This is a genomic window from Anaerofustis butyriciformans (assembly GCF_036289385.1).
Taxonomy (GTDB): Bacteria; Bacillota; Clostridia; order Eubacteriales; family Anaerofustaceae; genus Anaerofustis; species Anaerofustis butyriciformans.
The window spans coordinates 1-896 of the sequence record NZ_JAYFFH010000020.1 but is presented as its reverse complement, the minus strand read 5'-3'; the positions used below and the strand labels follow the sequence as shown (position 1 = coordinate 896).

The 896-nt window shown below is 36.6% G+C and carries 1 pseudogene; it reads left to right on the top strand.

Features of this window, described 5'->3' with window-relative positions:
• Positions 1–896, top strand: a pseudogene (locus tag V2W16_RS11150) (hypothetical protein); the annotation flags it as partial.

Sequence of the window (896 nt, the reverse complement as noted above, 5' to 3'; positions counted from 1 at the left end):
GGTTTTAACGAAGCATACTGGGGACATAGAGCATATTATAAATATGCAGAGATTACACCAGCAGACACACAAACAAAACTTGGTATAAGCGGAGTAGAAGCAGAAGACGGGAAATTATCTCCTGGAAGTGATATAACATTAAGCGCAATGGTAAGACCAAAAGACGGAGAAGCAACTACATGTGCATCACCAAAGGGATATGTTCAATTTTACATAAACGGACAAAAATACGGAGATCCCGTAAAAGTTACAGAACATGTAAAAGATACAACATCAGATAATTACAACTATAGTACAGCACAAATCAAGTGGAAACCAATAGATAGTAATATTGCAAATGTAGAAGAAATACAAGAAATAAAAGCAGTATATATAGGAGAAGATCCAAACTACACAACAAGTGAAGGCACAGGAGAAATAAAATTAAGCTTTGTAGATGTAGACACAGATGAAGATGGAAATCCTGATGTAAACATAGATGTTGATGGAGACGGCATCCCAGATATCAATATAGATACAGATAGGGACTGGAAACCGGATGTAAATGTAGATATTGACGGAGACAAGAAACCAGATGTAAATATAGATACAGATAACAGCGGAACATGGAAACCAAGCACAGAAGGTGGAAATGAAGACGGAATATGGAAACCTGATACATCATTGGATACTAACGGAGATGGAAAAGTAGATGAAGATCATATATATAGACCAGGTTATGATATAGATAAAGACGGAGTAGATGACAGCTGGAATCCTGATAAAGATGTAGATTTAGATGGAGATGATAAGCCTGAATATGATACAAGCAATCCGGGAATAAATATAGATACTGATGGGGATGGAAATCCGGATATTAACATAGATGTAGACGGAGATGGCATTCCAGATATCAA